Below are 19,654 nucleotides of genomic sequence, written 5' to 3' on the forward strand. Positions count from 1 at the left end.
ATATTGGAGGGAGAAACCAAATGCTTGAACTGATTCTCATTCTGCTGATCGTCGCCGCTGTGGCGGCTCTCTTGGGCTTTGGTCGCGTGTCGGGGGCTGCGATGACCGGGGCAAAAGTGCTGATCGGCATCGTGCTGGTGCTTTTCCTGCTCGTTGTCTTGGGCGTGATTGCGCTGGCCTGACGCGCTGAGCTACAAAACTGGGGATCAAGGCGGCGAGAGCCCCCTTGATCCTTTAGCGATTGCCCCCTATACCCCGCGCATCCGGAATCGCTTTGGCGGCTCCGGTGCTTTGCGTTTAGGCGCAAGCGAATAAAGCAATGACGATGATACCTCCGGCGGGGGCCCTTGTGATCGAGAATGATCCCGGCGCTGCCCGATAGAACCCGAAGCTCTGGGTCGCGACATAATTTCGTGGAATACCGCGAACATCATAGGAGATAGGTCAGATGAACCTGATCGCAGAGATCGAGGCGGAACAAGTCGCCGAACTGGGGAAAGAGATCCCCGACTTCCGTGCTGGTGATACCGTTCGCGTTGGCTTTAAAGTCACCGAAGGCACCCGCACCCGTGTGCAGAACTACGAAGGCGTCTGCATTTCGCGCAAGAACGGCCACGGCATTGCCGGGTCTTTCACCGTGCGCAAGATTTCCTTTGGCGAAGGCGTGGAACGTGTGTTCCCGCTGCATTCGACCAACATCGACAGCATCACCGTTGTGCGCCGTGGCCGCGTGCGTCGCGCCAAGCTGTACTACCTGCGCAGCCGTCGCGGTAAATCCGCACGTATTGTCGAAAACGCCCACTACAAGCCCCGCGCGAACGCATAAAGGACTGGTCGATGAAAACCGATACACATCCCGAATACCACATCATCAACGTCAAGATGACCGACGGCACTGTTGTGGAAATGAAATCGACATGGGGCAAAGAAGGCGACCAACTGTCGCTCGACATCGACCCTTCCGTGCACCCCGCGTGGACCGGCGGCACTGGCCGCATCATGGACACCGGCGGCCGCGTGTCGAAGTTCAAGAACAAATATGCAGGTCTGGGCTTCTAAGCCTACCCTACATTGTGAATGCAAAGGCGCGGCTCCTATGGGTCGCGCCTTTTGCGTTTCGGGGTATGGGGCCGGGACCGGGCGTATGTGGCAGGCGGTGCGGCGGTATTTTTAAAAGGATGAAAGGAGGGAGGGCTGCGCGTCGGTGGAGAACGGCGCCTGCATTGGCTGCCGGGGTTAGAGGCGGCGCTCTTGTAGGGCGGCTTGGGCGCCGTAGCCGTGCAGGTGCGAGAGCACCGCGCCGTAGGCAATCAGCAGGTAGGCGAGCAGTTCGGTGCCCTCTTGCACGGTGGTTTTGACTTGGGGGTCATAGGCGGCGCCCATGACGGCCTCCCACAAAGCGCCGGTGCCGAAGGTCCGCGAGAAAAAGAGCAGCAGCACCACGCCGATATAGACAAAGGTGGCAGAGCGGGTTTGCAGATGGTGCAGCATCGGCAGGAGCGTTGTCCCGCGATTGCGCCATGCGATGAAGCTGCCCACGGCCAGTGTCACGAGGGCGGGGTAAATCCAGAACCCGTGCTGGATACGGTCGAGCGCGGCGTCATATTCGCGCAGGAACATGCAGGCGAAGAGCGTGGCCACCAGTGTGAGATACCCCCGCATGCCCACATGTTTGTAAGCGCCCAGCATGAAGATGGCAGCCGCAATAGCGAGGAAAGTATTGTGCAGATGTTCTGTCAGCGAGTCTTCGGAGACGCCATCGCCCAGAACGGCTGTATCAAGGTAAACCGTGACCGGCACCAGAGCCACCAGCAGGCAGACAAGCGCGAATTCCGCGATCACTGCGCCCAAAGAGGGCAGCACGCCGCGCGCGGTCGTCGGTTTTGAACTGCTGGATGTGCCGGGGTTGTGATCTGCCATAAGGGGGCCTTGATTGAACGGTTACTTGGACCACCAGTCAGGGCGGTAAGGCGCGGTGTTACACTGCGCCTTAGATGGTGAAAATAGGGCAAATCCCTCTGTTGTGCAAACGCGGCAGCGCTGCCACGGTCGGGCTGAACAAGCCGCCTCGCCACTTTCCAAAGCGGAGAACCCTACATATAGTGCGGCTCAACAATATCCTGCTTTGAAGGGCAGGCGCGAAGGGACAGCAGTATGGCGCATATAATCGTCGTCGGTAACGAAAAAGGCGGCGCGGGCAAATCGACCGTTTCCATGCATGTGGCGACGGCCTTGGCGCGCCTTGGCCATAAGGTCAGCGGGCTGGACCTCGACTTGCGGCAGCGGACCTTTGGCCGCTACATCGAGAACCGCCGCGATTTCATGCGCGAGTCCGGTCTGACGCTTGCCAGTCCGACGCTTTGCGAATTGCCGGATGTGGAGGCCAGCAGCCTGCGCCCCGGCGAGAACATGTATGACCACCGTATCAGCGCGGCTGTGGCGGAGTTAGAGCCGGACAATGATTTCATTCTGATCGACTGTCCCGGCTCTCATACCCGGTTGAGCCAGGTCGCGCATTCGCTGGCGGACACGCTGATCACCCCGCTTAACGACAGTTTCATCGACTTTGACCTGCTGGCCCATATCGATGCCAATGGGGAAAAGATCACCGGGCCATCGGTCTATTCCGAGATGGTTTGGAATGCGCGGCAGCTGCGCGCGCAGGCCGGGCTTTCGGCGATTGACTGGGTCGTGGTGCGCAACCGTCTGGGTGCGCAGCGGATGGTGAACAAAGAAAAGATGGAGCGGGCGATTGGCAATCTCAGCAAGCGGATCGGCTTTCGCACCGCACCGGGGTTCAATGAGCGGGTGATCTTTCGGGAGCTTTTTCCGCGCGGCCTAACGCTGCTGGACCTCAAAGATATCGGGGTGAAACAGCTCAATATCTCCAACATCGCTGCGCGTCAGGAACTGCGCGAATTGATCAAGGCGTTGGACCTGCCGGGCGTCACCCCCGACTTTTGAAGTTAGTGATGAGGCAGCGGCGGCACGACACGGCGGCGGCGTGACAGGGCAATGAGGTTCGACAGGAACAGCGCGCCCACGACGATGCCGCCGCCGATCAGCCCGTAGATGCCCGGATCTTCGCCCAGCACCGCCCAGACCAGCAGCGGGGCAAGCACGGATTCCAACAAGACCAGCAGACCGACTTCGGCGCCTGAGATATAGCGCGGCCCGAGCGCGATGAGCCCCGCGCTGGCGGCCATAAAGACCGCGTAGAGCAGCATCTGCGGCAGTTCTGCGGCGGGCATTTGCAGGGGCTGCGCCACGGGCAGCAGCACCGCTCCGGCCAGCAGATAGGCCAGCGCGACCGCGGGCACCATCGACACCGCGCGCGCGTGGCGCGCCGCAGTCAGCGCACCGGCAAAGATCGCCGAGATCGACAGCGCCAACAGGTCCCCCGCGCGAGAGGCATTTTCGGTCTCGCCCGAGCCAAAGGCGATCACGGCAAGCCCGGCCAGCACCGCCGCGATGGTAAAGAACATGCGTCGACTGATCGGCTCACCCAGAAAGACCTTGCTGTAGATCGCCGCGAAGACGGGCAAAGAGGCGAGGATAAAGACCACATTCGCCACCGAAGTCAGGCGCACCGCCAGCACAAAGCCGACCCCGGCGCAGGCCACGCCGCCGACGTAAATCGCGCTGGCCCAACCGGCGCCGCGCAGGGCGCGGAAAGGCGCGGTGCCTTGGGCCAGCAGCAACCCTGTGCCAATCGCCAATCCAACGAGGGTCACTTTCCAGAACGCCAGCGTCAGCATCGGCGCGTCGATGACGCGCACGAAAAGCGCTTCGGGAACGATGCACATCACCCCGAAAAAGGTAAGCAGGAGGCCTTTGGTCTGATCTGTCATGCGCCATCGGTGGCGATTTCCGCAGCCTAAGTAAAGCCCCCCTGCGCCACATCCGAAAGCTTGAGCAGCGCCCGCCGCAGCACCGCCGCCTCGGCAGGGTCGAGCGTGTCCATGAGCGCGGCATTATAGCGCTGCGCCACCGCGCGCAGATCGTCATAGGCCGCTTGGCCCTGCCGGGTCAGCGACAGATGCTCTACCCGGCGATCCCCATCGTCGCGGGTACGGGTGACAAAGCGCCGTTCCGTCAGGCGGTGCACGGCGCGGCTGATCTTGGTCTTATGCATCCGCGCGCGCTGGCCGATCTCACTCGCCGTGAGTTGCCCGTAGAGCCCGAGGTGGAACAGCACCCGCCATTCGGTGCGCAGCATCCCATAGCGGCTTTTGTAGATCTGCTGAAACTCAAGCGAAGAGGCCTCTGCCGCTTGGCTCAACAGGTAGGGCAGAAAATACTGAAGCTGAAAGTCGTCGTCCGCCATGCTACACCGCTTGTTAGTTACAAATCCAACTATTACAGTCGCAACAGATTCTGCAAGGGGGCACAGATGACCAGCCATTCAAAGCCAACGACGATGACCAGCGCGGCCAACACTTCGGGCACGCATCCGGGCTACATGCCCGGTTTTGGCAATGATTTTGAGACGGAGGCCCTGCCCGGCGCGCTGCCGCAGGGCATGAACTCCCCGCAGAAATGCAACTACGGTCTCTATGGCGAACAGCTTTCGGGCACCGCTTTTACCGCGCCGTCTCATCAGAACGAGCGCACGTGGTGCTACCGCATCCGGCCCTCGGTCAAACACTCGTCGCGGTATGAGCGGATCGATCTGCCCTATTGGAAATCCGCCCCGCATCAGCCGCAGGATGTGACCAGCCTTGGCCAATACCGCTGGGATCCGGTGCCGCATTCCGACGCGCCGCTGACGTGGCTTACCGGCATGCGCACCATGACCACGGCGGGGGATGTGAACACGCAGATCGGCATGGCGAGCCATATCTATCTGGTCACCGAGAGCATGGTGGACAGCTATTATTATTCCGCCGACAGCGAGCTGCTGATCGTCCCGCAGGAAGGCACGCTGCGCTTTTGCACCGAGTTGGGCGTGATGGACATCGCCCCCCAGGAGATCGCCATCATCCCGCGTGGGCTGGTCTACCGTGTCGAAGTGCTGGAGGGGCCGGCGCGGGGGTTTGTCTGTGAGAACTATGGCCAGAAGTTCCACCTGCCAGCACGCGGCCCGATTGGCGCGAACTGCATGGCGAACCCGCGCGATTTCAAGACGCCCGTGGCCGCCTTTGAAGACCGCGAGGCGCCCTCGACCGTGACGATCAAATGGTGCGGCCAGTTCCATGAGACCAAGATCGGGCATTCGCCGCTCGACGTGGTGGCTTGGCACGGCAACTACGCCCCGGTGAAATACGACCTGAACACCTATTGCCCCGTGGGCGCGGTGCTCTTTGACCATCCCGACCCGTCAATCTTTACCGTGCTGACCGCGCCCTCGGGCGTCGAAGGCACCGCCAACATCGACTTCGTGCTGTTCCGCGACCGTTGGATGGTGGCCGAAGATACCTTCCGCCCGCCGTGGTATCATAAAAACATCATGTCTGAGCTGATGGGCAATATTCACGGTCAGTATGACGCCAAGCCCAAGGGGTTCATCCCCGGCGGGATGTCCCTGCACAACATGATGCTGCCGCATGGGCCGGACCGGAATGCGTTCGAAGGGGCGTCAAACGCCGAGCTTGCGCCGCATAAGCTCGACAACACAATGTCCTTCATGTTCGAGACCCGCTTCCCGCAGCATCTGACCGAATTCGCCGCCAAAGAAGCACCCCTGCAGGACGATTACATCGACTGCTGGGAGAGCCTTGAGAAGAAATTCGACGGCACACCTGGCAAGAAGTAAGCCCGCCTGCCCCCTGAAAGGACCGACATGACCCTGATGACCTCTTGGGTGGAAAGCGCCAACAGCGCCGATACCGATTTCCCCCTCAACAATCTGCCCTACGGTGTTTTCACGACCAATCGGCTGGAAGCGCGCTGTGGCGTGGCGATTGGCGATCAAATCCTCGACATGGCCGCTTTGGAGGAAGAGGGGCTAATCACCCTCGCCGAAGAGCCGGTGTTCGATGTGCCCTATTGGAACGATGTGATGGACCTTGGCCCAGCGGCATGGGCCTCCCTGCGGGCGCGGCTGGTAGAACTGCTCTGCGCGGATGCCCCGGATCAGGCCGCCGTCGCGCCGCATCTGGTACGGATGGACGAAGCGCGGCTGCACATGCCGATGATGGTCTCGGAATACACGGATTTCTACGCGGGCAAGCATCACGCGACCAATGTCGGCACGATGTTTCGCGGGGCCGAGAATGCCCTGCCGCCGAACTGGCTGCACATTCCCATCGGCTACAATGGCCGCGCCTCTACCGTCGTCGTTTCGGGGACCGAGATCACCCGCCCCAATGGCCAGCTAAAAGCCCCAGACGCCGATGCGCCGCATTTCGGCCCCTGCCAACGACTGGACATCGAGCTTGAGATGGGCGCGATCGTCGGCACTTCGACCGAGATGGGCCAGCCCGTCAGCATCGACGAGGCGGATGAGATGATCTTTGGCTATGTGCTGCTCAACGACTGGTCAGCGCGGGATATTCAGGCGTGGGAATACCAACCCCTCGGCCCGTTTCAGGCCAAGGCATTTGCCACGTCGATCTCTCCTTGGATCGTGACCCGCGACGCGCTTGAGCCGTTCCGCACCTCGACACCTGAGCGCGAAAAGGACCTCTTGCCCTACCTGCGCGAAACCAAACCCGGCCTCTATGACATTGACCTGTCGGTGCTGCTCCAGCCCGAGGGGGGCGGAGCCGAAGAAATCGCCCGCACCAACTACCGCGAAATGTATTACTCCGCCGCGCAGCAGTTGACCCATCACGCCTCTTCGGGCTGCGCGATGAACGCGGGCGATCTGCTGGGCTCCGGCACCATCTCCGGCCCCGAAAAATCACAACGCGGGTCACTGCTGGAACTGTCATGGGGCGGCAAAGAGCCGATCACCCTCGCAGACGGCAGCAGCCGCAGCTTTGTCGAAGACGGCGACACGCTGACCCTCACCGGTCACGCGCAGGGCGACGGCTTTCGCGTGGGTTTTGGCAGCTGCACCGGCAAAATCCGCCCGGCAATCGACTTTTCCTGAACACATGAACGCGCCCTGACCGCCAGGCAAACCAAGACAGAAGGACATCACATGGCCAAGCAATTCGCATCCCAAGGCGACATGACCGAAAAGGAAATCTCGTTCACCGAGGTCGGAGAGGGGCTTTATGCCTTCACCGCCGAGGGCGATCCGAACTCTGGCGTCATCATTGGCGACGACAGCGTGATGATCATCGAAGCGCAGGCGACACCGCGTCTGGCGAACAAGGTCATCGAATGCGTCCGCTCGGTCACCGACAAACCGATCAGCCATGTGGTGCTGACCCACTATCATGCCGTGCGCGTGCTCGGGGCCTCGGCCTTTGGTGCACAGCAAATCATCATGTCTGAAAAGGCCCGCGCCATGGTTGCTGAGCGTGGCCAAGAAGATTGGGACAGCGAGTTCGAGCGTTTCCCGCGCCTGTTTGAAGGCCATGAAAGCATCCCCGGCCTGACCTATCCCACCACCACTTTCAACGGGCGGATGAGCGTCTATCTCGGCAAACGCCGGGTCGACATCATGCAGCTTGGTCGCGCCCATACGGCGGGTGATGCGGTGATCTATGTGCCCGATCAAAACGTCATGTTCACCGGCGACATCGTCGAATACCACTCCGCCTGCTATTGCGGCGATGGGCATTTCCACGACTGGCCCGGCACGCTGGAACGCATCCGCGCCTTTGACCTCGACGCCATCGCGCCGGGTCGCGGCGACGCGCTGGTGGGCCGCGAGATGGTTAATGCCGCGATTGACAGCACCGCAGACTTCGTGCGCTCCACCTACCGTCCGGCGGCCCGCGTGGCCCTGCGCGGCGGCACCTTGAAAGAGGCATGGGACGCCGTGCGCGCCGAATGCGACCCCAAATTCGGCGACTATGCAATCTATGAGCACTGCCTGCCCTTCAACGTCGCCCGCGCCTATGACGAAGCGCTCGACATCGACACGCCGCGCATCTGGACGGCTAAGCGCGACAAAGAGATGTGGGAGGCGCTGTCGGACTGATGCCCCTGCCCGCGCTCCTTACCGGCCTGATCATACTGGCGCTGGCGCTCTGGTTCTATCTGGTCTTTGCACTGGTGATGGATCACCGCCGCCAAGCTGCGCGCCGGAGCGGGCAGCCCTACGCCGGGCTGCGCGATACGGCACAGGTTTGGTCAAAGATGCTCCGCGCGCCAGAGCACCGCAAGTCGCGCCGACGGGTGACGCTGACCACGCTGGCCCTGCTTGTCCTGCTGCTTTTGCGCGCTCTTGTCTGAGGAAACCACCATGGCCTATGCCTACACCCCCTTCCCCTACAGCCCCCCGCCCGGCCTCACCGCGCCCGAGTCACGGCACCCGGTGGTGATCGTGGGCGCCGGCCCCATCGGGCTGTCGATGGCGGTGGACTTGGCCCTGCGCGGGGTCAAATCGGTCGTGCTGGATGACAACAATGTTGTCTCGCTCGGCTCTCGCGCGATCTGCTGGGCGAAACGAACGTTGGAGATTTTCGACAGGCTGGGCATCGGCGAGCGGATGCTGGATAAGGGGGTGACATGGAAAGTGGGCCGCCAGTTTCACGGCGAGAGGGAGGTCTATAATTTCGATCTGCTGCCCGAACCGGGGCATAAATACCCGGCCTTCGTGAACCTCCAGCAATACTATGTCGAAGAGTACCTTGTTGAACGCGCACAAGATTTCCCCGACCTGATCGACCTGCGGTTTCTCAACAAGGTGACCAATCACAAAGGCCACGCCGATCACGTTGAACTGACGGTTGAGACGCCGGACGGCCCGTACCAACTGGAAACCGACTGGTACATCGCCTGCGATGGCGCAGGCTCCGCCACCCGCAAACGCATGGGACTGCCTTTCGAGGGCCAGACCTTTGACGAACATTTCCTGATCGCCGACGTAGAGATGGACACCTCCCCCTTTGGTGACCATGACACGCCCGAGCGATGGTTCTGGTTCGCCCCACCCTTTCACAACGGGCAATCCGCGCTGTTGCATAAACAGCCCGACAATATCTACCGCATCGATCTGCAACTGGGGCCAGAGACCGACCCGAAGGCCGAGGCGACCGAAGAAAAAGTCCTGCCCCGCCTGAAGCAGATGCTGGGCGATGCGCCTTTCCGATTGGATTGGATGAGCGTCTATAAGTTCCGCTGCGCACGGTTGGAGAAGTTCGTGCAGGGCCGCGTGGTCTTTGTCGGGGACAGCGCCCATGTGGTCAGCCCGTTTGGCGCACGGGGCGGCAATGGCGGGGTGCAGGATGTCGACAACCTCGGCTGGAAACTCGCCGCTGTCGTGCAGGGCGACGCGCCCACCAGCCTGATCGAGAGCTATGACATCGAACGCGGGCATGGCGCGGATGAGAACATGCGCAACTCCGCCCGCGCGACCAATTTCATGACCCCCAAATCGCCCATCGAAACCCTGTTTCGCAATGAGGTGCTGACCCTCGCCGCGCGTCATCCTTTCGCCCGCAAGCTGATAAATTCAGGCCGCCTGTCACAACCCTGCACGCTGGCCCACAGCCCGCTGCAAACTGCAGGCGACGCCCCCCTGCGCCCCGGCAGCGCGCTGATCGACGCGCCGCTTGCCGGACCTGCGGGGGATCGCTGGCTGCTGGGGGAGGTTCAGGGCCAGTTCACCCTGCTCGCGGTCGGCGGGATCACGGCCCCGGATATCCCCGGCCTGAGGCGTATCGGCATCGACCAATCGCAGGATGCCTACCCCTGTTTTCAGGGCAAAGATGGCCATGCACAGCGGCGCTATGGCAGCGGGTTCCTCTATCTGCTGCGCCCCGATGGCCATGTCTGCGCCGTCTTCGACCAGCCCGACAGGGCCGCGATTTCCCGCGCCTTTGCCCGTGCCTTTGACGGCGCTTTAGACTACGCGAAAGGAGCCACCGCATGATCCTTCAAGACAACCTCGGCACCGAGGGTGACACCGTCTATGCCGCGCTCATGGCCGCCCACGAAGGGCTGAGCGAGGCCGAAAGCCACGCCCTGAACGCGCGATTGGTGCTGATGCTGGCCAATGAGGTCGGTGACCCCGCCCGGCTTGAGACGCTTTTCAAAGCGGCGCGTGATCTGGCCTAAACCGCCATTTTACCAGTGGTTTTTCCCGGCCACCCCGCTTGCCGGGACGGTTTCCTGCGCTAACTTGCTCCTCAACTTCCCGCGACAGGCTTGACGCAACGCGCCTGATCGGCAGACTAAACACCCCGCGCCCACCTCAAGAGGCGACAAAAGCAGGTCAACTGCATCACCTGCCCCACCCTTAAAAGTGGGGATCCGCGATGGCCACGGCCAACGCACCAACAGAGAGGAAAATCATGGAATTTTTGACACGCACCGGAAAACCGCTGCCGCAATCCGTGCTGACATCAGCCGAGAACGCCAAGAAAGACCCCGTCAGCAGACGCGAGTTTCTGGCGATTGCGAGCGCCTTCGGGGCCACGTCCGCCACAGCCTACGGGATGCTTGGCATGGCCGCGCCCGCGCGTGCGGCGGCCCATGCCAACCTCAAGGAAGGCGGCACCGTGCGGATGCAGATGGAGGTGCGTGCCCTAAAAGACCCGCGCACCTATGACTGGTCGCAAATCGCCAACTTCAGCCGCGGCTGGTTGGAGTATCTCGCCATCTGGGAGAACGACGGCACCTTCACCCCCGGCCTGCTGGAAAGCTGGGAGATCAGCGACGACGCCACCGAATACACGCTGAACGTCCGCAAGGGCGTGACATGGAACGACGGCACCCCCTTCACCGCGCAGGACGTGGCGCGCAACATCGAAGGCTGGTGCGATAAATCGCTCGAAGGCAACTCCATGGCGGGCCGTTTCGCCACGCTGGTGGACGAAGAGACCGGCAAGGCCATCGAAGGTGCGATTGAGGTGGTCGATGACCACACGGTCAAGCTGAAGCTGCCCAAATCTGACATCACGCTGATCCCCGGCATGGCCGACTACCCCGCCGCGATCACACCCGAGGGTTTCGACCCCGACACCATGTTGGAAAACCCCAAGGGCACCGGCCCCTACCTGCCCGAATCGCTCGAAGTGGGCGTGAAAAGCGTGCTGGTGAAGAACCCCGACCACACTTGGTGGGGCACTGAAGTCTTTGGCGGGCCCTACATCGACCGTCTGGAATACATCGACTACGGCACCGACCCTTCCGCATGGATCGCCGCTGCCGAGGCCGAAGAAGTCGACGCTTTCTACTCCATGGAGGGCGAATACATCGACGTGATGAGCACGCTCGACGGTTGGGTCGAGAACGAGATCGCCACAGCGGCGACCATCGTGATCCGCCCCAACCAATTGGCCGAAATCGACGGCATGAAGCCTTACGAAGACAAGCGTGTGCGCAACGCGCTGCAACTGGCGGTCGACAATGCCGTGCTGCTGGAACTGGGCTATGCCGGTCGTGGGATCGTGGCCGAAAACCACCACGTCGGCCCGATGCACCCCGAATATGCAGAGGTCGAACCGCCCAAGACCGATCCCGAAGCCGCCCGCGCGCTGATGGAAGAAGCCGGGATGGCGGATTATGAGCATGAGCTCTTCTCGATCGACGATGCGTGGCGCAAGGACACGACCGATGCCGTGGCCGCGCAGCTGCGTGACGCGGGCATCAAGGTCAAGCGGACCATCCTGCCCGGCTCGACCTTCTGGAACGACTGGGTGAAATACCCCTTCTCCTCCACCAACTGGAACGCGCGGCCTCTGGGCGTGCAAATCTGGGCGCTGGCCTACCGCTCGGGCGAGGCGTGGAACGAGTTTGGCTATGCCAACCCAGAGTTCGACGCCCTGCTCTCCGAGGCGCTGGCCACAGCCGATGTCGACGCGCGCCGCGAGATCATGGCGAAGGGTGAGAAGATGCTGCAAGACGATGGCGTCACGATCCAGCCTTACTGGCGCTCGCTCTATAACCACACCCGCGAGGGGTTGGTGGGTGCCGCCCACCACATCGGGTTTGAATACCACCCGGCGCGGATGGCTTGGGCAGAAGAGTGATCCGTCACTAGGTAGAAACGCGAAAGGGCCGCAGCGATGCGGCCCTTTTTCTTTGGTTGGCGCTGGCGTTAACCGCCGATCAGGTTTTTCGCCATCATCATATGCACGCCCTTTTCGCGGTTCACCGTCTGGGTGATGCGCAGATCCCCGGCCAGCGAACAGAGCACATAGGCATCCTCACGGCTGATCCCCGCACGCTCAGACACCAGCGCGATCATCTCCCGCAGGGCCATCTCCGCGCAGTGGTCAAGGTCGGGGGCCATGCCCATGGTGATCACATGGGTCGGCGTTTCGGCCTGCGGATAGCTGAGCCCGCGATCCTTCAACACCGTCAGACGAAAGCGCCCCTGTAGCGCCGTCTCAATCGCCGTGACGCAGACTTCGCCGTCGCCCTGCGCACCGTGCCCATCCCCGCAGGAAAACAGCGCCCCTTCGTTGAAGACCGGCAGGTAAAGCGTGCTGCCCGCCACCAGTTCCTTGTTGTCCAGATTGCCGCCATGCTTGCGCGGCTCAATGGTGGCGATCCGGCCCCATTCGGGCGGCGGCGCCACAGCCATGACGCCAAAGAACGGGGCCAAGGGCAGTTCCATTCCCCAAGGCAGACGGGCGATGCCCCGCTCTGCGTCCAGCGGGATGTTGCTGTGATAGGTCTCGGTGAAATCCTGCGGCAGCGTGCCTGCCAAGGGGCGGATGAAGTTATACCCCCAGTCCTGCCGCAGCACGACATCAAGGATATCGACCTTCAGCACATCCCCGGGCGTCGCGCCTTCGACGGCCACCGGGCCCGTCAGGATATGGCCGGGCATCGGCGGCGGGCCTGCCTTGTGGATGTCGTAAAGTTCCGGCGGCACATGGAAGCCTTCGGGCGGCAGGCAGTTCGGCGCGCCAGAGACGGTGTTGATGATCACCTCGTCGCCGCTTTGGATCGTCAGCGCGGGCGGGCGGCTGGCCTCAAAGTAGCCCCAGTGGCAGGTTTCGGGCGATGACTGCAAGGTGGCGGTCATGACTGTGTCCTTCCGTTGGCCAAAATGCCTTCGATAAGCTCCTGCACGCGCAGCGCCTCTTCTGGTGTGGCCAGTCGGCTCGGGCCGCCGTCCATCAGAAGCGCCATGTCGTCAAGCTGCGCTTTGAGGCTGGTGGCGCGGGTGTCGGTGGGGCTGCTGTTGGTCGGCGCGAAGGCCTCTCCGGTCGACAGGGTGTCGATGGCAAACTCCGAGATGCGGCGGCTGGCCTTGGCCCCTTTCACCGTCACCTCTTGCCGGTCCGGCTGCACACCACCAACAGAGCCAAGGATCGAAACCGGCAAGCCCTCGGCATTGACCAGCCGTGCCGCGACATGGGTCTCGCAAAGTTCGGCGTCGGGATATTCCGCATGGGCCCATTGCAGGGTCAGCGGCCCCAGCACCCGCTCGCTCAAAAACAGGAAATGCGAGATTACCTCGCGGGTCATGCCGCCCTCTTCGGCAAAGCGCAGCCAATCCGCATCCACCTGCCACGCGCGGGGCCAGGCCGGATAGGTCACGATGATGTCGATACCGCAAAGATCGCCAAGCGCACCCTCACCGATCGACCGCGTTAGATCGGTCAGCGCCGCCCCCGCCGCTTGGGTGAAATTCACCGCCGCCGGAACGCCTGCAGCCTGCAACTCCGCCACCAACGCACGACTTTCCGCGATGTCCACGCCTAGCGGTTTTTCGAGGAAGATCGCCTTGCCCGCCGCCGCGGCCTCAAGCGCATAGGCTTTGCGCGGCACCGGGGGGCAGGCGAGGTAAACGAGATCGACATCGGCCATCGCCTCGGACGCCGTGGCCGACACTGCCGCCTCCGGCGCGACCTTTTGCGCGGCGGCGCAGGCCGCTGGGTCGGGATCCCACATGGTGGTGACCGTGAAGCCGGGGTGCAGCACCATGTTCTCGGCCATGCGCCGGCCCATGATTCCCAATCCGATTACCGCAGTCCTGATCGTCATCTCTGTCTCCCTCGATATGCAGCGCGATAAGACGCTGCAATTAGGGGAACTTCAACCGCCTCAGACCGATTGCGCCTAGGCGAGGTCGGTGCGGACCAGTGGTTTGATCACCCGGGCCAGTTCTTCGGGGGCGGATTGGCTTTCGAACACATCCGCAATGGTGAAGACGCAGGTGAACGACCCCTCGAAACACAGCACCCCGTTCTGCCGCGCTTTCATGCCGAAGGTGATGGATTTGTTGCCGAGCCGCGTCGGATAGGTTTCGCACATCAGCTTGTGCCGTGGCGTGACCGGGCTGCGGAAATCCATCGAAAGGTTCACGAAAGGCGTGCCGATGTTGCGGTCGATCTGCAGTTGGAACCAACCATCGCCATCGAAATGCGCCTCCCACCATGCGTTGATCGCATCCAACGCAAAATAGGGCAGCCGCGCGGTATAGGCGATCTGCGCCGGGTCACAATCGCCCCAAGTGACGTTGATCTCGTGAACGAAGTTTTCCGTGGTCATAAGGCTGCTTTCATCTGCTCAAACCCGCGCGGGGCATGGGCTATCTTCTATCCCTTCCAGCCCCGCGTGCAACCCAAGCGCAGGTGGCCAGTGCCAGCCCAGCAGGCATATCGTCATACGAAAAAGGGTGAGGATGGTGGCGTTACCTGGATTTGAACCAGGGACCTAACGATTATGAGTCGTTCGCTCTAACCAACTGAGCTATAACGCCGTGGCGCGTCGGATAAGGCAGCTTGGCATTGGGGTCAAGGGCGAAAGATGGATGAATTCACTTTTGCCGAAGAAAACTGCCGCCCCGTCTTAATGCGCGGGTCTCAATGCGCGGGTTTTAATGCGCGGGGGCCGAGACCACATCAAGCAGGGTACGCCCACCATCAATGGTCATGATCTCACCGGTCATAAAGCCCGAGCTTTCGGCGGCGAGGAATTGCACCGCCTCGCAAAGTTCATTCGGCCCGGCGATACGGCCAAGCGGCGTATGCGCGCGAATATCCTCGCGCCAGTCGCGGTTTTCGGCCACGGCGGCGCGCAGCGACGCGCTCATCACCGACCCGAAAGAGATCGCATTCACCCGTATCCGGTGCTGAGCCAGCACCAGCGCCAGAGAGCGGGTCATCTGCTGCACCGCCGCCGAGGCGATGGCATAGCCCATCATATCCGGCTGGTGACGTTGTGCCGCAATGGAACTGAGGTTGATGATCGACCCCACCTGCCCCTCGGTCTGGCCCTCGGCCTGTTTTATCATCCGCCGCGCCACCTGCTGCGACAGTTGCAGCGCCGTCATCAGGTTCTGCTGCAACAGCGTATCAACCGATCCGTCTTCCACATCCAGCGGATCGGTGGGCAACACCTGCCGCGAGGCATTCACAAGGATATCTACCTGATCGTAGGCGTCGATCGTGGCCGAGACGAGGTTGGCGATGGTCAGCCGCTGGCGTAGATCGCCGGCGAAAACGCGGACATTCCCGTCGTCCGGCGTGTCGCCCAACTCTTCCATCAGCTTTTTCTCGTTGGAATCGGCGCACATCACATTGGCGCCCCGGTCGGCCAGATGCCGCGCGATGGCAAGGCCAATGCCGTCTGCGGCACCTGTGATGATGGCTGTTTTGCCTGAGATCGAGAATGACATCGGGATACCCCCTTAAGGCTTAGCGGCGCCGGGTCAGCGGGCGTGTGGCGTGGAACAGTTTGAACCGCGCATCGCCTCCAAGCTCGGCCACCTGTGCAAAGCGTTTCTTCAGTTCCGCCTCATAGGGCAGATGCCGGTTGGCCACCATCCACAGGTCGCCCTGCCCCGACAGCATACGCGCGGCGGCGGCGACAAAGGCTTGACCAATCTGTGGCTCAGCGGCGCGGCCGGTGTGGAAAGGCGGGTTCATCACCACCGCGTCCATCCGGTGCGGCGGCTGCCATTCGGTGGCGTCCTCCCAATGGAACACGGCGCGATCATCGGTCACGTTATGACGCGCGCATTCCAGCGCCAAATGCCCGGCCTCGACCAAATGCACGGTCTTCACCTTGGGCCGCGTCAGGATATGCGCCGAGAGGAAGCCCCAACCTGCGCCGAGATCGGCCACCTCGGCCCCAAGGTTATCGGGCAGCGCATCCACCAATAGCGCCGAGGCCAGATCGACCCCATCTGCAGAGAAAACCCCCGGCGCGGTCCAAAAGCCGCCCTCCGTCTGGGCGGGGCCAGCTTCCCAATCGGTGAAGAAATCGCTTGAGCCCGCGTCGATCCAATAGAGCTTGCCGTGCGCCTTGGAGATCGGCCCCTGCACCGTCACCCGCGCACGCATCTCGCGCAGGATCGAATCCGCGCCATCGGTCTTTTGCCCATCAACCACCACCGGCCCGTCGCTTACGGCACAGGCTTGCGCGACCAAGGCGCGGGCCTCATGTTTGGCGCGCGGCAGGCAGACTATGGCGGCGGCATAGCGCCCTTCGACCGAATGCGCGGCCTCATAGCCCCGCGCGGTCCAAGCGTCATAGGCGGGCTTGAAATCGTGAATGATCTTGCAGCGCTCGGGCGGCAAACCGGCCAGATCAGCGTCTACGGGGGGCTGAAAGATGGCGATCACCCCAGTTTCGGGCAAGTCCAGCCCACCGCCGTTCAGGGCCAGTTCCAGTCGCGGATCAATCACGTGTTATTCTTCTTTTTCCATAGTGCATTGCAGCGGATGTTGATGACGCCGGGCGAAATCCATCACCTGCGCCACTTTCGTCTCCGCGATCTCGTGGCTAAAGACGCCAACCACGGCCAGCCCCTTTTTGTGAACCGTCAGCATGATCTCAAACGCCTGCGCATGGTTCAGGCCAAAGAACCGCTCCAGCACATGCACCACGAATTCCATCGGGGTGAAATCGTCGTTCAGCAGCATAACCTTGTAAAGCGGCGGGCGTTTGGTCTTGGGGCGGGTTTTGGTCAACAACTCGGTGTCGTCGTCATCCTTGGGACCGTCCGCCATCATCTGCCAACCCATCGCGGGCCGGTCTGCTACTTGGATCGTCCAATCTGCTTTCGCGTCGTCACGGTGCATTGCTGCTCCTGCGGCTGGGGGTAGAGCTTGTTCGTCGTGCAGCCGTCTATATAACCCCTGAACCAATTTAGGAAAGAGGCAGCACATATGGGCGGGGCACTCACCACCATCGGTTTCGATGCGGATGACACATTGTGGCATAATGAACGCTACTTTGCACTCTCTCACGACCGTTTTGCAGCCCTTCTGGCCGAACATAGTGAACGCGACCATCTGATGGCACGGCTTTTGGAAGCCGAACGGCGCAATCTGCCGCATTACGGCTACGGGATCAAAGGTTTCACCCTGTCGATGATCGAGACCGCAATCGAGGTGACAGAGGGCAAAGTCCCCGCCGAGGTGATCAGTGACCTGCTCGCCGCCGGGCGCGAGATGCTGGACCATCCGATTGAACTGCTGCCCCATGTCGAAGACGTGCTGGAAACCCTGCGCGGTGACTACCGGCTGATCGTGGTGACCAAAGGCGACCTGCTGGATCAAGAGCGCAAACTGGCGCAATCAGGCCTGCGAGAGAGGTTCGATGCGGTCGAAATCGTCTCTCACAAGACCGAAGCCGCCTATCGCCACATTTTTAAGCAGCATGGGCAAGGCGCCGCGCAGGGGCTGATGGTCGGCAACTCACTGGCCTCCGATGTACGCCCGATGATCGAGGCCGGCGGCTGGGGCGTCCACGTGCCCCACGACCTCACATGGGCGATGGAACACGCCGAACCGCCAACCAATTCACCACGTTTTGTTGAAATTAACGATCTTTCCGGCCTCCCAGAGACGGTGAAAAAGATCGTTTCGGGGTGACTCGCCCGCGCCGGTGAGTCGCCTCTGCGCCCCAACTAAAAACGCCCCACTGCGGGCCAATTTACGCCCAATTCTTGCCTTATTCGCGCTTATAGTGGGTCAATGTGCGCAAGCCTCTACATATTGGAGGAGAGATCCGTCCTTTTTTACCCTGTCCATCGGATTCGACGGCTTCCGCGATGCGCCGTCCTATGCTAGCCTTGAACCAATCAATAAATGGTCAGCCGAAAATCGGCGACTTGAGGCAGTAAAAGGCAGGCAAATATGAAGGCTCGGCGCATTCAGCCGGCCCGTTACGGGCTATTTCTATTCGCAGCACTCTGGGTTCTGGTCATCCTACCCCTCAGCGCCATGGCAGCCCCCTATGCCGCCTATGTCATCGATGCCCGCACCGGCAAAGAAATCCACGCAGAGAACGCCGACACGCGCCTGCACCCCGCCTCCCTGACCAAGATGATGACCCTCTACATCGCTTTCCAAGCGGTCGAACGCGGGGAACTCTCACTCGATACCCAAGTAACGATCTCCAAGAACGCCGCCTCAGAGCCGCCCAGCAAACTGGGCATGCGTCCGGGCCAAAAAATCGCCCTGCGCTACCTGATCCGCGCCGCCGCCGTGAAATCCGCCAATGATGCCGCCACCGCGATCGGCGAAGCCATCGAAGGGTCCGAGGCCGCCTTTGCCCGCCGAATGAACCGCACCGCCAAACAGCTTGGCATGACGCGCACCACCTTCAAGAATATGCACGGGCTGACCGAAAGCGGCCACCTCTCCACCGCGCGCGATATGACGGCTCTGGGCCGCCACCTGCTCTATGATTACCCGCAGTACTACAACCTGTTCTCGCGCATCACCGCCGATGCGGGCGTGCGCAAGGTCTCCCACACAAACCGCCGGTTTCTGGGATCTTACAAAGGCGCCGATGGCATCAAAACCGGCTATACCCGCGCCGCGGGCTTCAACCTGACGGCCTCGGCCGAGCGTGGCAACGAACGGATCATCGTGACCGTCTTCGGGGGCAAATCCACCGCCTCGCGCAACGCCAAAGTGGCCGAGTTGATGGACCTTGGCTTCCGCCGCGCCCCCTCTTCGGCCCCCCTGCGCAAACCAGTGCCCCCGGTCTACGCCGATGTCGAAGACACGCCCGCGGCCCCCGGTGCCGCAGGCAAAACGATCCGACTTGTCGGTGCCGTCACCACCTCCAAACGCCCGCAACTCCGCCCTCGCAGCGAAGTCGTGGTCGTGGCCACCGCAGCCGCCCCCGAAGCAACCAGCACGGTCTCCAACAGCGACATCACGGCAGCCCTACGCGAAGCGGTGCAAACCGCGCCAACCCCGCCCGCCGCCGCGCCCACACCAGAGATCAAAGACGCCGAAGTCGTCATCGCCACCGCGCAGGCCTCCCCCCGCCCCGAACCGCGGCCCAAAGACGTAACGCTGGCCGTACAGCAGGCGGTAGAGCAAGAAATCGTGACCCGCGTCTCCACCTCGGGCGGTCGCCACTGGGGGGTCAACGTGGGCCGCTTCCCCAGCCGCTACGCCGCCGAGAAGGTCCTGCTGAAAACCGCACTGGCCGAAATGTCGACGCTTGATGGCACATTGCGCAAAGTGGTGCAGCGTCCGCAGGGCTATGACGCGAACTTCCTCGGCCTGTCACGCGAAAGCGCCGACCTCGCCTGCCGCCGTCTGGCCGCGCGCAACGTCAGCTGCTTCATGATCGGCCCAAGCGAAGGCTAAAGCCCAAAGACCGCCGCCCCTCAGGCGACGCCCCCCAATCTTCATCCTTTTAAAAATACCCGCGGGGGAATCGC

Annotated in this window: 22 protein-coding genes and 1 tRNA gene; 13 read left to right on the forward strand and 10 right to left on the reverse strand. The window is 62.0% G+C overall.

Going from position 1 to position 19,654, the window contains the following annotated elements; translation table 11 throughout:
- Positions 1 to 20: 20 nt before the first annotated feature.
- The 3 genes from B5M07_RS15195 to rpmE all read left to right on the forward strand — a co-directional run bounded on the left by B5M07_RS15195 (position 21) and on the right by rpmE (position 1,059).
- Entirely contained in the window at positions 21 to 182 is a 162-nt protein-coding gene (locus tag B5M07_RS15195) for a DUF1328 family protein (protein ID WP_082849512.1), read from the forward strand.
- 266 nt (positions 183 to 448) lie between these two features.
- The gene (gene rplS, locus B5M07_RS15200) at positions 449 to 826 is read left to right on the forward strand and encodes a 50S ribosomal protein L19 (RefSeq protein WP_067627182.1); all 378 of its coding nucleotides are present in this window, start codon (positions 449 to 451) and stop codon (positions 824 to 826) included.
- 11 nt (positions 827 to 837) lie between these two features.
- A complete protein-coding gene (rpmE, locus tag B5M07_RS15205; protein ID WP_067262252.1) occupies positions 838 to 1,059 on the forward strand; it encodes a 50S ribosomal protein L31 in 222 nt (73 codons plus the stop codon).
- Between the two features lie 177 nt (positions 1,060 to 1,236).
- Here the strand turns inward: rpmE and B5M07_RS15210 are convergent, their stop codons facing one another.
- Positions 1,237 to 1,920 carry a hypothetical protein gene (locus B5M07_RS15210; protein WP_120351906.1) on the reverse strand — a complete coding sequence of 228 codons (684 nt, stop codon included), beginning with the start codon at positions 1,918 to 1,920 and terminating at the stop codon, positions 1,237 to 1,239.
- A gap of 234 nt (positions 1,921 to 2,154) precedes the next feature.
- Between B5M07_RS15210 and B5M07_RS15215 the strand changes: the two genes are divergently transcribed.
- The gene (locus tag B5M07_RS15215; protein ID WP_067627180.1) at positions 2,155 to 2,964 is read left to right on the forward strand and encodes a division plane positioning ATPase MipZ; all 810 of its coding nucleotides are present in this window, start codon (positions 2,155 to 2,157) and stop codon (positions 2,962 to 2,964) included.
- A gap of 2 nt (positions 2,965 to 2,966) precedes the next feature.
- Here B5M07_RS15215 and B5M07_RS15220 read toward each other — a convergent pair whose 3' ends face one another.
- On the reverse strand, positions 2,967 to 3,851 hold the full coding sequence (locus tag B5M07_RS15220; RefSeq protein WP_120351907.1) for a DMT family transporter: 885 nt from the start codon (positions 3,849 to 3,851) through the stop codon (positions 2,967 to 2,969).
- A 26-nt stretch (positions 3,852 to 3,877) separates the two neighbouring features.
- Entirely contained in the window at positions 3,878 to 4,327 is a 450-nt protein-coding gene (locus tag B5M07_RS15225) for a MarR family winged helix-turn-helix transcriptional regulator (RefSeq protein WP_120351908.1), read from the reverse strand.
- A gap of 66 nt (positions 4,328 to 4,393) precedes the next feature.
- On the opposite strand from B5M07_RS15225, the gene hmgA reads away from it, so the two are divergent.
- The 7 genes from hmgA (at position 4,394) to B5M07_RS15260 (ending at position 12,035) form a co-directional block, all read left to right on the forward strand.
- Positions 4,394 to 5,755, forward strand: coding sequence for a homogentisate 1,2-dioxygenase (hmgA, locus tag B5M07_RS15230; protein ID WP_120351909.1), 1,362 nt, complete (start codon positions 4,394 to 4,396; stop codon positions 5,753 to 5,755).
- A gap of 27 nt (positions 5,756 to 5,782) precedes the next feature.
- On the forward strand, positions 5,783 to 7,036 hold the full coding sequence (gene fahA / locus B5M07_RS15235; protein ID WP_120351910.1) for a fumarylacetoacetase: 1,254 nt from the start codon (positions 5,783 to 5,785) through the stop codon (positions 7,034 to 7,036).
- Between the two features lie 51 nt (positions 7,037 to 7,087).
- Positions 7,088 to 8,038, forward strand: a complete 951-nt coding sequence (locus tag B5M07_RS15240; protein WP_120351911.1) for an MBL fold metallo-hydrolase — start codon at positions 7,088 to 7,090, stop codon at positions 8,036 to 8,038.
- Complete coding sequence (locus B5M07_RS15245; protein WP_067627169.1) at positions 8,038 to 8,292, forward strand: hypothetical protein; 255 nt, start codon at positions 8,038 to 8,040, stop codon at positions 8,290 to 8,292. The genes B5M07_RS15240 and B5M07_RS15245 overlap by 1 nt, the downstream gene beginning before the upstream one ends.
- Positions 8,293 to 8,302: 10 nt before the next feature.
- Positions 8,303 to 9,934, forward strand: coding sequence for an FAD-dependent oxidoreductase (locus tag B5M07_RS15250; protein WP_120351912.1), 1,632 nt, complete (start codon positions 8,303 to 8,305; stop codon positions 9,932 to 9,934).
- On the forward strand, positions 9,931 to 10,119 hold the full coding sequence (locus B5M07_RS15255) for a DUF2783 domain-containing protein (RefSeq protein WP_067623468.1): 189 nt from the start codon (positions 9,931 to 9,933) through the stop codon (positions 10,117 to 10,119). Before B5M07_RS15250 ends, B5M07_RS15255 begins: the two co-directional genes overlap by 4 nt.
- A 236-nt stretch (positions 10,120 to 10,355) precedes the next feature.
- Complete coding sequence (locus tag B5M07_RS15260) at positions 10,356 to 12,035, forward strand: ABC transporter substrate-binding protein (RefSeq protein ID WP_120351913.1); 1,680 nt, start codon at positions 10,356 to 10,358, stop codon at positions 12,033 to 12,035.
- 68 nt (positions 12,036 to 12,103) lie between these two features.
- On the opposite strand, the gene B5M07_RS15265 is transcribed toward B5M07_RS15260, so the two are convergent.
- The 7 genes from B5M07_RS15265 to clpS all read right to left on the reverse strand — a co-directional run bounded on the left by B5M07_RS15265 (position 12,104) and on the right by clpS (position 16,979).
- Positions 12,104 to 13,039, reverse strand: a complete 936-nt coding sequence (locus B5M07_RS15265) for an acetamidase/formamidase family protein (RefSeq protein WP_120351914.1) — start codon at positions 13,037 to 13,039, stop codon at positions 12,104 to 12,106.
- On the reverse strand, positions 13,036 to 14,004 hold the full coding sequence (locus tag B5M07_RS15270; RefSeq protein WP_120351915.1) for a Gfo/Idh/MocA family protein: 969 nt from the start codon (positions 14,002 to 14,004) through the stop codon (positions 13,036 to 13,038). The genes B5M07_RS15265 and B5M07_RS15270 overlap by 4 nt, the downstream gene beginning before the upstream one ends.
- A 75-nt stretch (positions 14,005 to 14,079) precedes the next feature.
- Positions 14,080 to 14,511, reverse strand: a complete 432-nt coding sequence (locus tag B5M07_RS15275; RefSeq protein WP_120351916.1) for an acyl-CoA thioesterase — start codon at positions 14,509 to 14,511, stop codon at positions 14,080 to 14,082.
- A 134-nt stretch (positions 14,512 to 14,645) separates the two neighbouring features.
- Positions 14,646 to 14,722, reverse strand: a tRNA-Met gene (locus B5M07_RS15280).
- 117 nt (positions 14,723 to 14,839) lie between these two features.
- Entirely contained in the window at positions 14,840 to 15,640 is an 801-nt protein-coding gene (locus tag B5M07_RS15285; protein ID WP_067939675.1) for an SDR family NAD(P)-dependent oxidoreductase, read from the reverse strand.
- 19 nt (positions 15,641 to 15,659) lie between these two features.
- The gene (locus B5M07_RS15290) at positions 15,660 to 16,652 is read right to left on the reverse strand and encodes a class I SAM-dependent methyltransferase (protein WP_120351917.1); all 993 of its coding nucleotides are present in this window, start codon (positions 16,650 to 16,652) and stop codon (positions 15,660 to 15,662) included.
- A gap of 3 nt (positions 16,653 to 16,655) precedes the next feature.
- Entirely contained in the window at positions 16,656 to 16,979 is a 324-nt protein-coding gene (gene clpS, locus B5M07_RS15295) for an ATP-dependent Clp protease adapter ClpS (RefSeq protein WP_120352290.1), read from the reverse strand.
- A gap of 156 nt (positions 16,980 to 17,135) precedes the next feature.
- Between clpS and B5M07_RS15300 the strand changes: the two genes are divergently transcribed.
- Together B5M07_RS15300 and B5M07_RS15305 are read left to right on the forward strand one after the other, a co-directional pair.
- Positions 17,136 to 17,843 (forward strand): HAD family hydrolase, encoded by a 708-nt coding sequence (locus B5M07_RS15300; protein WP_120351918.1) that lies wholly within the window; start codon positions 17,136 to 17,138, stop codon positions 17,841 to 17,843.
- 264 nt (positions 17,844 to 18,107) lie between these two features.
- Positions 18,108 to 19,580, forward strand: coding sequence for a D-alanyl-D-alanine carboxypeptidase family protein (locus tag B5M07_RS15305; protein ID WP_120351919.1), 1,473 nt, complete (start codon positions 18,108 to 18,110; stop codon positions 19,578 to 19,580).
- The last annotated feature ends 74 nt before the right edge of the window (positions 19,581 to 19,654 follow it).

Source organism: Sulfitobacter sp. D7, assembly GCF_003611275.1.
Classification (GTDB): domain Bacteria; phylum Pseudomonadota; class Alphaproteobacteria; order Rhodobacterales; family Rhodobacteraceae; genus Sulfitobacter; species Sulfitobacter profundi.

Excerpts from the sequence above, each read along its gene's own strand:
- B5M07_RS15195 (WP_082849512.1), top strand. The coding sequence starts at position 21 with ATGCTTGAACTGATTCTCATTCTGCTGATCGTCGCCGCTGTGGCGGCT.
- rplS (WP_067627182.1), top strand. The coding sequence starts at position 449 with ATGAACCTGATCGCAGAGATCGAGGCGGAACAAGTCGCCGAACTGGGG.
- rpmE (WP_067262252.1), top strand. The coding sequence starts at position 838 with ATGAAAACCGATACACATCCCGAATACCACATCATCAACGTCAAGATG.
- B5M07_RS15210 (WP_120351906.1), bottom strand. The coding sequence starts at position 1,920 with ATGGCAGATCACAACCCCGGCACATCCAGCAGTTCAAAACCGACGACC.
- B5M07_RS15215 (WP_067627180.1), top strand. The coding sequence starts at position 2,155 with ATGGCGCATATAATCGTCGTCGGTAACGAAAAAGGCGGCGCGGGCAAA.
- B5M07_RS15220 (WP_120351907.1), bottom strand. The coding sequence starts at position 3,851 with ATGACAGATCAGACCAAAGGCCTCCTGCTTACCTTTTTCGGGGTGATG.
- B5M07_RS15225 (WP_120351908.1), bottom strand. The coding sequence starts at position 4,327 with ATGGCGGACGACGACTTTCAGCTTCAGTATTTTCTGCCCTACCTGTTG.
- hmgA (WP_120351909.1), top strand. The coding sequence starts at position 4,394 with ATGACCAGCCATTCAAAGCCAACGACGATGACCAGCGCGGCCAACACT.
- fahA (WP_120351910.1), top strand. The coding sequence starts at position 5,783 with ATGACCCTGATGACCTCTTGGGTGGAAAGCGCCAACAGCGCCGATACC.
- B5M07_RS15240 (WP_120351911.1), top strand. The coding sequence starts at position 7,088 with ATGGCCAAGCAATTCGCATCCCAAGGCGACATGACCGAAAAGGAAATC.
- B5M07_RS15245 (WP_067627169.1), top strand. The coding sequence starts at position 8,038 with ATGCCCCTGCCCGCGCTCCTTACCGGCCTGATCATACTGGCGCTGGCG.
- B5M07_RS15250 (WP_120351912.1), top strand. The coding sequence starts at position 8,303 with ATGGCCTATGCCTACACCCCCTTCCCCTACAGCCCCCCGCCCGGCCTC.
- B5M07_RS15255 (WP_067623468.1), top strand. The coding sequence starts at position 9,931 with ATGATCCTTCAAGACAACCTCGGCACCGAGGGTGACACCGTCTATGCC.
- B5M07_RS15260 (WP_120351913.1), top strand. The coding sequence starts at position 10,356 with ATGGAATTTTTGACACGCACCGGAAAACCGCTGCCGCAATCCGTGCTG.
- B5M07_RS15265 (WP_120351914.1), bottom strand. The coding sequence starts at position 13,039 with ATGACCGCCACCTTGCAGTCATCGCCCGAAACCTGCCACTGGGGCTAC.
- B5M07_RS15270 (WP_120351915.1), bottom strand. The coding sequence starts at position 14,004 with ATGACGATCAGGACTGCGGTAATCGGATTGGGAATCATGGGCCGGCGC.
- B5M07_RS15275 (WP_120351916.1), bottom strand. The coding sequence starts at position 14,511 with ATGACCACGGAAAACTTCGTTCACGAGATCAACGTCACTTGGGGCGAT.
- B5M07_RS15285 (WP_067939675.1), bottom strand. The coding sequence starts at position 15,640 with ATGTCATTCTCGATCTCAGGCAAAACAGCCATCATCACAGGTGCCGCA.
- clpS (WP_120352290.1), bottom strand. The coding sequence starts at position 16,979 with ATGATGGCGGACGGTCCCAAGGATGACGACGACACCGAGTTGTTGACC.
- B5M07_RS15300 (WP_120351918.1), top strand. The coding sequence starts at position 17,136 with ATGGGCGGGGCACTCACCACCATCGGTTTCGATGCGGATGACACATTG.
- B5M07_RS15305 (WP_120351919.1), top strand. The coding sequence starts at position 18,108 with ATGAAGGCTCGGCGCATTCAGCCGGCCCGTTACGGGCTATTTCTATTC.